The 6,577-nt window shown below is 68.0% G+C and carries 8 protein-coding genes and 1 pseudogene; 5 read left to right on the top strand and 4 right to left on the bottom strand.

Features of this window, described 5'->3' with window-relative positions; translation table 11 throughout:
• Nucleotides 1–317: pseudogene (locus VKG81_RS01925) on the top strand (TetR/AcrR family transcriptional regulator); the annotation flags it as partial.
• On the opposite strand, the gene VKG81_RS01920 reads toward VKG81_RS01925, so the two are convergent.
• On the bottom strand, nt 311–934 hold the full coding sequence (locus tag VKG81_RS01920; RefSeq protein ID WP_324389151.1) for a TetR/AcrR family transcriptional regulator: 624 nt from the start codon (nt 932–934) through the stop codon (nt 311–313). The pseudogene VKG81_RS01925 and the gene VKG81_RS01920 sit on opposite strands and share 7 nt — an antisense overlap.
• Before the next feature lie 140 nt (nt 935–1,074).
• On the opposite strand from VKG81_RS01920, the gene VKG81_RS01915 reads away from it, so the two are divergent.
• Nucleotides 1,075–2,409 (top strand): cytochrome P450, encoded by a 1,335-nt coding sequence (locus VKG81_RS01915; RefSeq protein WP_324389149.1) that lies wholly within the window; start codon nt 1,075–1,077, stop codon nt 2,407–2,409.
• Nucleotides 2,410–2,430: 21 nt separating this feature from the next.
• On the opposite strand, the gene msrA is transcribed toward VKG81_RS01915, so the two are convergent.
• Nucleotides 2,431–2,952: a peptide-methionine (S)-S-oxide reductase MsrA gene (gene msrA, locus VKG81_RS01910; RefSeq protein WP_324389147.1), complete on the bottom strand. Its 522-nt coding sequence runs from the start codon at nt 2,950–2,952 to the stop codon at nt 2,431–2,433.
• A complete protein-coding gene (gene msrB, locus VKG81_RS01905) occupies nt 2,949–3,410 on the bottom strand; it encodes a peptide-methionine (R)-S-oxide reductase MsrB (RefSeq protein ID WP_324389145.1) in 462 nt (153 codons plus the stop codon). Before msrB ends, msrA begins: the two co-directional genes overlap by 4 nt.
• A 104-nt stretch (nt 3,411–3,514) precedes the next feature.
• On the opposite strand from msrB, the gene VKG81_RS01900 reads away from it, so the two are divergent.
• The 3 genes from VKG81_RS01900 (at nt 3,515) to VKG81_RS01890 (ending at nt 5,557) form a co-directional block, all read left to right on the top strand.
• Nucleotides 3,515–4,021, top strand: a complete 507-nt coding sequence (locus tag VKG81_RS01900; RefSeq protein ID WP_324389143.1) for a nuclear transport factor 2 family protein — start codon at nt 3,515–3,517, stop codon at nt 4,019–4,021.
• The gene (locus VKG81_RS01895) at nt 4,018–5,043 is read left to right on the top strand and encodes an NAD-dependent epimerase/dehydratase family protein (RefSeq protein WP_324389141.1); all 1,026 of its coding nucleotides are present in this window, start codon (nt 4,018–4,020) and stop codon (nt 5,041–5,043) included. Before VKG81_RS01900 ends, VKG81_RS01895 begins: the two co-directional genes overlap by 4 nt.
• A gap of 136 nt (nt 5,044–5,179) precedes the next feature.
• The gene (locus VKG81_RS01890; protein WP_414685115.1) at nt 5,180–5,557 is read left to right on the top strand and encodes a DUF427 domain-containing protein; all 378 of its coding nucleotides are present in this window, start codon (nt 5,180–5,182) and stop codon (nt 5,555–5,557) included.
• On the opposite strand, the gene VKG81_RS01885 is transcribed toward VKG81_RS01890, so the two are convergent.
• On the bottom strand, nt 5,554–6,561 hold the full coding sequence (locus VKG81_RS01885; RefSeq protein WP_324389137.1) for a DUF5914 domain-containing protein: 1,008 nt from the start codon (nt 6,559–6,561) through the stop codon (nt 5,554–5,556). The two genes, VKG81_RS01890 and VKG81_RS01885, sit on opposite strands and share 4 nt — an antisense overlap.
• Nucleotides 6,562–6,577: the final 16 nt, after the last annotated feature.

Raw genomic sequence — 6,577 nt, 5'->3', positions numbered from 1 at the left:
GCGATTTCGCAGCCGGGTGCCCGGTGGTGGCAGCGGCGATCAGCACTGCCGACGAACCGCGGCTGTCCGCGGACGCGGCGGGGATCTTCGAGCGGTGGCGCACGGCGCTGACGCGGTCATTCGAGGCCGACGGCTTCGACGGCGACGACGCCGGGTCGCTGGCGATCACCACGATCGCCGCGATCGAGGGAGCAGTCGTGCTGTGCCGTTCGCTGCGCAGCGCCGTCCCGTTGCGGGAAGTCACCGATCAACTCGAATTCTTGATCAACGGAAAGAAATTCGTCAGCCGGTACGGCCGGCCCGTCGTTGCTCAGTGAGGCCGGGCGCCGCGGCCGACCACCGCGATCGAAGTGCTGACGGCCGCATCGACGATCTCACGCACGTCGCGCTTGTCCTCCACCGTCTGTGCCGTCAGCTCACGCAAACCGCCCAGCAGGATGACCGCGACCGGCTTCGAGATCGGTGGCACGTCGGCTCGGCGAAAGCCGGGGCTGTCGGTGAGCTCGACCAGCATCTCGGTCAAGTCCTCGATGCCGCGGCGCTGAACTGATCGCACCACCGTGCCGAGCGCAGGCATCTCCCGGATCCAACTCAGGGTGATCGCGGGCCTGGACTCGATCGAGTCGCAATACGCATCGATCGCCTGCCGGATCTGGTCCTGCCAGGGCGCCTCCGGGTCGACCGCGGCGCGGATGTGGGCCATCATCTCCTGATTGGCCGTCCACAGCAGGTCGATGAAGCACTCTTCCTTGCTGCTGAACTCCTGATAGAACGTGCGTTTCGAGGTGCGTGCGTGCCGGACGATGTCGGCGATCGTCGTCTCGCGGTAACCGCGTTCGGCGATCGAATCGGCGAGACCGTCGAGCAGGCGGCGCCGAAACGGGTGCGCGTCGCCGGTGAAGGCCGGCACTGGGGCGACATCGGTGACGGTCATGTCCAGGCTTCCTTCCCCTTGTCGGCTTTCCATCGCCAGCGGCCGGCGGCACACCCTTGCCTCACCACGGTACTACCGGGTACCGTACAACAATACCTCGCGGTACTGCGCGGTACCGCACTCGCGTTGGGGAGTGATCCGTGAGCGAAGTGACAGCCGTCGACGCCGACAGCACCGCGACGCGGAGTCCGAATCTGCCTTCGGTCGTACCCATCCCCAAGCCCATCCTGGGCATCGGGTTTTCGGTTTCGCGCCGATGGACGATGCGCCAGGCGGCGCGCCGCTACGGCCGTGTGCTGACGCTCAACGTCCCGGTGTACGGCAATATCGTGGTCGTGGCTGACCCGGCGCTGGTCAGACGGGTATTCACCGCGAGCGCGGATGATCTGGTCAACATCCAGCCCAACCTCAGCAGGATCTTCGGCCGCGGATCGATCTTCGCGCTCGACGGCGCCGAGCACCGCAAACGCCGCAAGTTCCTGACGCCCCCATTTCACGGCCAGAGCATCAAGAACTACGAAAAGATCATCGAAGAAGAAACACTGCGCGAAACCTCCGGCTGGCCGGAGGGCAGCGAGTTCCGTTCGCTCGAACCGATGAACAGGATCACGCTGAACGTGATCCTGCGGGCGGTGTTCGGGGCCGACGGGGCCGAGCTCGACGAATTGCGGCGGCTCATGCCGGGCTGGGTGAAGCTGGGATCGCGGCTGGCCACGCTGCCGCAGCCGCCGTTCAAGGTCGGCCGCCGCAGCCCCTGGGGCAGGCTGGCGGAGTACCACCGCCAGTTCGACGCGATCGTCGACACGCTCGTTGAAAAGGCCGAGTCGGACCCGCGTTTCGACGAACGCACCGACATCCTTGCGCTGATGCTGCACAGCCGATACGAGGACGGCTCGGCGATCTCGCGCCACGACATGGCCGACGAGCTGATCACCCTGCTGGGTGCCGGCCACGAGACCACGGCGTCGACGCTGGGATGGGCTTTCGAGCGCCTCAGCCGCCACCCCGAGATCCTGGCGAGACTGGCCGAGGAAGCCGACACCGAGGACAGCGAGCTGCGCCAGGCGACCATCCTCGAGGTGCAGCGTGCCCGCACCGTCATCGATCTGGCGGGCAGGCGCGTCGCGGCCCCGACGTTCGAGCTCGGGCAATGGCGCATTCCCCGCGGCCACTCCATCGTCGTGAGCATCACGCAACTGCATGGCGACCCCGATCTCTTCCCGGAGCCCAAGCGGTTCGACCCGTACCGATTCGTCGGAGCCAAGCCGCCAACCTTTGCCTGGGTGCCGTTCGGGGGCGGCACGCGCCGCTGCATCGGCGCCGCGTTCGCGAACACGGAAATTGACGTCGTGCTGCGAACGGTATTGCGTCACTTCACCATTGAGCCCACGGCCGCGCCAGACGAAAAGGTCCATTCCCGCGGCGTGGCCTACACGCCGAAACAGGGTGGCCGGATCGTCGTGCACCGGCGCTGATTGCGCGCGTCTTGGTGCGCGTCAGGAGCCCGCGGCCTGAGTCGTGCGCCTGGGCAGCTTCCAACCGGGCCGGACGTAGTGGCAGGTGTAACCGTTCGGGTAGTGCTCCAGGTAGTCCTGGTGCTCGGGTTCGGCATCCCAGAAATCGCCGGCAGGGCTGACCTCGGTCACCACCTTGCCCGGCCACAGCCCTGACGCGTCGACGTCGGCGATCGTGTCCAGGGCGATCTGCTTCTGCTCGTCGTCGAGATAGAAGATCGCCGACCGGTAGCTGGTGCCCACGTCGTTGCCCTGGCGATTCCTGGTCGTCGGGTCGTGGATCTGGAAGAAGAACTCCAGCAGTGCCCGGTAGTCGGTTTGGCCGGGGTCGTAGGTGATCTCGATCGCCTCGGCGTGGCCGGGGTGGTTGCGGTAGGTGGCGTCGGCGTTCTGGCCGCCGGTGTACCCGACCCGGGTGGACACCACTCCGGGCTGGCGGCGGATCAGGTCCTGCATCCCCCAGAAACACCCGCCCGCCAGGATCGCCTTGCGATGCATCGTCACTGTTGCGCCTCCTTGTCGTCGAACAAGCTTCGGTACTCCCCGTAGCCTTCGGCCTCGAGGTCGTCGCGGTGGATGAAGCGCAGGGCCGCGGAGTTGATGCAGTACCGCAGGCCGCCCGCCTCGCGTGGGCCGTCGGGGAACACGTGCCCGAGATGGCTGTCGCCGTGGTTGGACCGCACCTCGGTGCGGATCATGAAGTGCCGGAAGTCGCGCTTCTCGACGACATTGCCCGTGTCAACGGGTTTGGTGAAGCTCGGCCATCCGGTGCCGCTGTCGAACTTGTCGGCGGATGCAAACAACGGCTCGCCGGAGACGACGTCGACGTAGATGCCCGGCTCCTTGTTGTCCCAGTACTCGCCGGTGAACGGGCGCTCGGTCCCGTTCTTCTGGGTGACGTGGTACTGCTCGGGGGTCAGCGCGTCGACCGCCGCGGGGTTCTTGTGGTATTCGTGGGCCACCTGTCCTCCTGGGTTGGCCCCGGGTACAACCGCGGGGCCCACCCCAATCATCCCTCGCCACGATCCCTCGACAAGGCGGGTAGAACGTGTTCTAGTTTGGTGCTGTGACGAGTCGGGCCTTCAGCCGCCAGGAGCTGACCGCGGCGTTCGGACGTTTCGAAGCGACGGTGGCGCGCGCTGCCCAGACGCGCGACTGGGATCGGTGGGTGGTGCAGTACACCACCGATGTCGAGTACGTCGAGCACGCGGCGGGTACCTGGAAGGGCCGCGACGAGGTGCGCGCCTGGATCTGGAAAACCATGACCACATTCCCGGGCAGCCACATGACCGCGTTCCCGGCGCTGTGGTCGGTGGTCGACGAACCGACGGGCCGGATCATCTGCGAGCTCGACAACCCGATGGTGGACCCGGGCGACGGGACCATCGTCAGCGCGACGAACATTTCGATCGTGACCTATGCCGGCGACGGGCTGTGGTGCCGTCAGGAAGACGTCTACAACCCGTTGCGCTTCGTGCAGGCGACGATGAAGTGGTGCCGCAAGGCGCAGGAGCTCGGCACGCTGCCCGACGAGGCCGCGGCGTGGATGCGGCAGTACGGGCGGCAGACGTGAGCGAGCAGCCGAAGCTGGTGATCGGCGCCAACGGGTTCCTCGGGTCGCATGTCACCCGCCAGCTGGTCGAGAGCGGCGCCGAAGTGCGGGCGATGGTCCGGGGCGGCAGCAACACGACCGGCATCGATGACCTTGCGCTGCAACGCTTTCACGGCGACGTGTTCGACACCGAGACTCTCAGGGAGGCGATGGCCGACTGCGACGTCGTCTACTACTGCGTCGTCGACACCCGGGCGTGGCTGCGCGACCCCGCGCCGCTGTTCCGCACCAATGTCGAGGGCACCCGCAATGTGCTCGACGTCGCGCGGAACGCGGACCTCAAGCGGTTCGTGTTCACCAGCAGCTACGTGACCGTCGGTCGTCGCCGCGGCCACCGCGCCACGGAGGACGACGTGTTGAAGTGGCGGCGATCGCTCGGGCAGTACGTGCTGTCGCGGCTGCAGGCCGAACAGCTGGTGCTGCGTCATGCCGCCGAATACGGGCTGCCGGCCGTCGCGATGTGCGTGTCGACGACCTACGGCAGCGGTGACTGGGGACAGACTCCGCACGGCGCGATGATCGCCGGCGCCGCGTTCGGCAAGGTCCCTTTCGTGATGGACGGCATCCGGCTCGAAGTCGTGGGCGTCGACGACGCCGCGCGGGCGATGATTCTCGCCGCGGAGCGTGGCCGCAACGGTGAGCGCTACATCATCTCCGAGAAGATGCTGACCAACGGGGCCATCGTGCGCATCGCCGCGGAAGAGGCCGGCGCGCCGGTGCCGCAGCGCTCGGTCGGGGTCCCCGCCCTCTACGCGATGGCCGCGATGGGCAGCCTGAAGGCCCGGCTCAGGGGCACCAACGAGCACCTGAACCTGCCGTCCGTGCGGCTGATGCGCGCGGAGTCCGAGCTGGACCACGGCAAGGCCACGCGCGAGCTCGGCTGGGAGCCCCAACCCGTCGAGGACTCGATCCGAGCGGCCGCCCGATTCTGGGTGCGGCTCCGGGAGGCGACGAGGAAGGCCAAGGCGGCGCGGGCCGATTAGCGCGACGTCACGGATTCACGTCGAGCTGTCCGGGGCCCTTCGGCCGCGAAACTCAACACACTGCGGGCTTTGTCGGCGTGTCGTCGCAGCTGGTTGAGTGTCGCGGAAGAAAGTGCCGGACGATGGTGTTCCTGCCATCGTGAGCAGACCCATTCTCGAGCCCAGCGCAGGGCATCCGATCACCGTCACGCCCACCGGCCGCCACGTCACCGTGCGGATCAACGGCGAGGTCGTCGCCGACAGCGACGCGGCATTGACCCTTCAGGAAGCCACCCTTCCCGCCGTGCACTACATCCCGCTGGCCGACGTCAAGCAGGACATGCTGCGCCGGACAGACACCGCGACGTACTGCCCGTTCAAGGGCGACGCGAGCTACTACACTGTCGTCACCTCCGGCGGTGACTCCGCCGAGGACGTGATCTGGACCTACGAGCAGCCCTGTCCCGCGGTGGCCGACATCGCCGGGCATGTGGCGTTCTTTCCGGACCGAGCCGAGATCACCGTCGCGAACTAGCCGCGCGCTGCGCGCAGGTGGTAGCGCCGCTCGGCATAGGCCAGGTCGTCGCGCCACAGCTTGGTGGCGGCGTAGCGCATCAGTGGCGTGATCAACGGCGCGACGCGGGTGGTGTGCGCGAACCCCGAGCGGTCCGAGTGCGCGATCACCGCCTCCAGTACAGCGGTGCGCGGCCGGCCGTCGGGCGCCGTTCCAACCGGGGTGGCATGGGTTTCGACGACGCTGCCCGCGCCTTCGCCGTCGACGATGCGCATCACGATCGTGCGCCGCTCGGGGCTGGTGAACTCGGCGACGACGGGCACGCCGAACCGGCCCATCCGGAACGTGACGGCGACCAGGAAACGGTCGGCATCATCGGTGGCATCTCGTGGCGGCGCGCTCAGCACGTCCAACTGAGTGAACGAGTACGGGTGAAACCACGCACCGTGCCACGGGTCGAGCCGGTTGGCGATGATGTCCCCGGGCTCGCACGTGCCGACCAGCCTGGTCACCGCGTGTAATCGGCTGCCGGACGGGCGGACCGGGATGAACGGCTCCCCGGATGGATCCTCGCCGCCTGCGCGGTCCAGCCGCACCCACACCAGCACCCCGTCGTCGTGGCCGGGCAGCGGCTTCCAGCCGAAACCGCGCTCGCCGGTGAGGCGCAATCCGTGCCAGGGGCAGATCAACGCGCCGCAGTCGACGGTTCCGGTGGCCAGATCGGCGCCGAGGTGCGGGCAGGTGCCGGGTCCGACGTGGAGGGCGCCCGTCTCGCCGCGCCACGCCACGATCTCGACGCCCGCGACCGACGTGCCGAATGGCCGGCCGGCGCGGACGCTGGTGCTGGCGGCGAACGCGTACCAGTTACCGGAGGGCCGGTGCCGTGAACGCCGCAGCGCGGCATCAATGATCGCCGGTTCGGCGTCGCGGTAGGTGGGCCGCTGGCCGGCCCACTGCATGCGCGGGAGTACCTGCAGTGGCGTATTTTTCGGCCACCGCCGACCCAGGCGGTCGAGCATGCCCATCGCAAGGTGCCTTTCG

Origin of the sequence: Mycobacterium sp. (assembly GCF_035314905.1) — a bacterium.
In the GTDB taxonomy this organism is placed as follows: Bacteria; Actinomycetota; Actinomycetes; order Mycobacteriales; family Mycobacteriaceae; genus Mycobacterium.
Note: the sequence above shows the minus strand (reverse complement) of the source record. Positions and strands in the feature narration are given on the sequence as shown.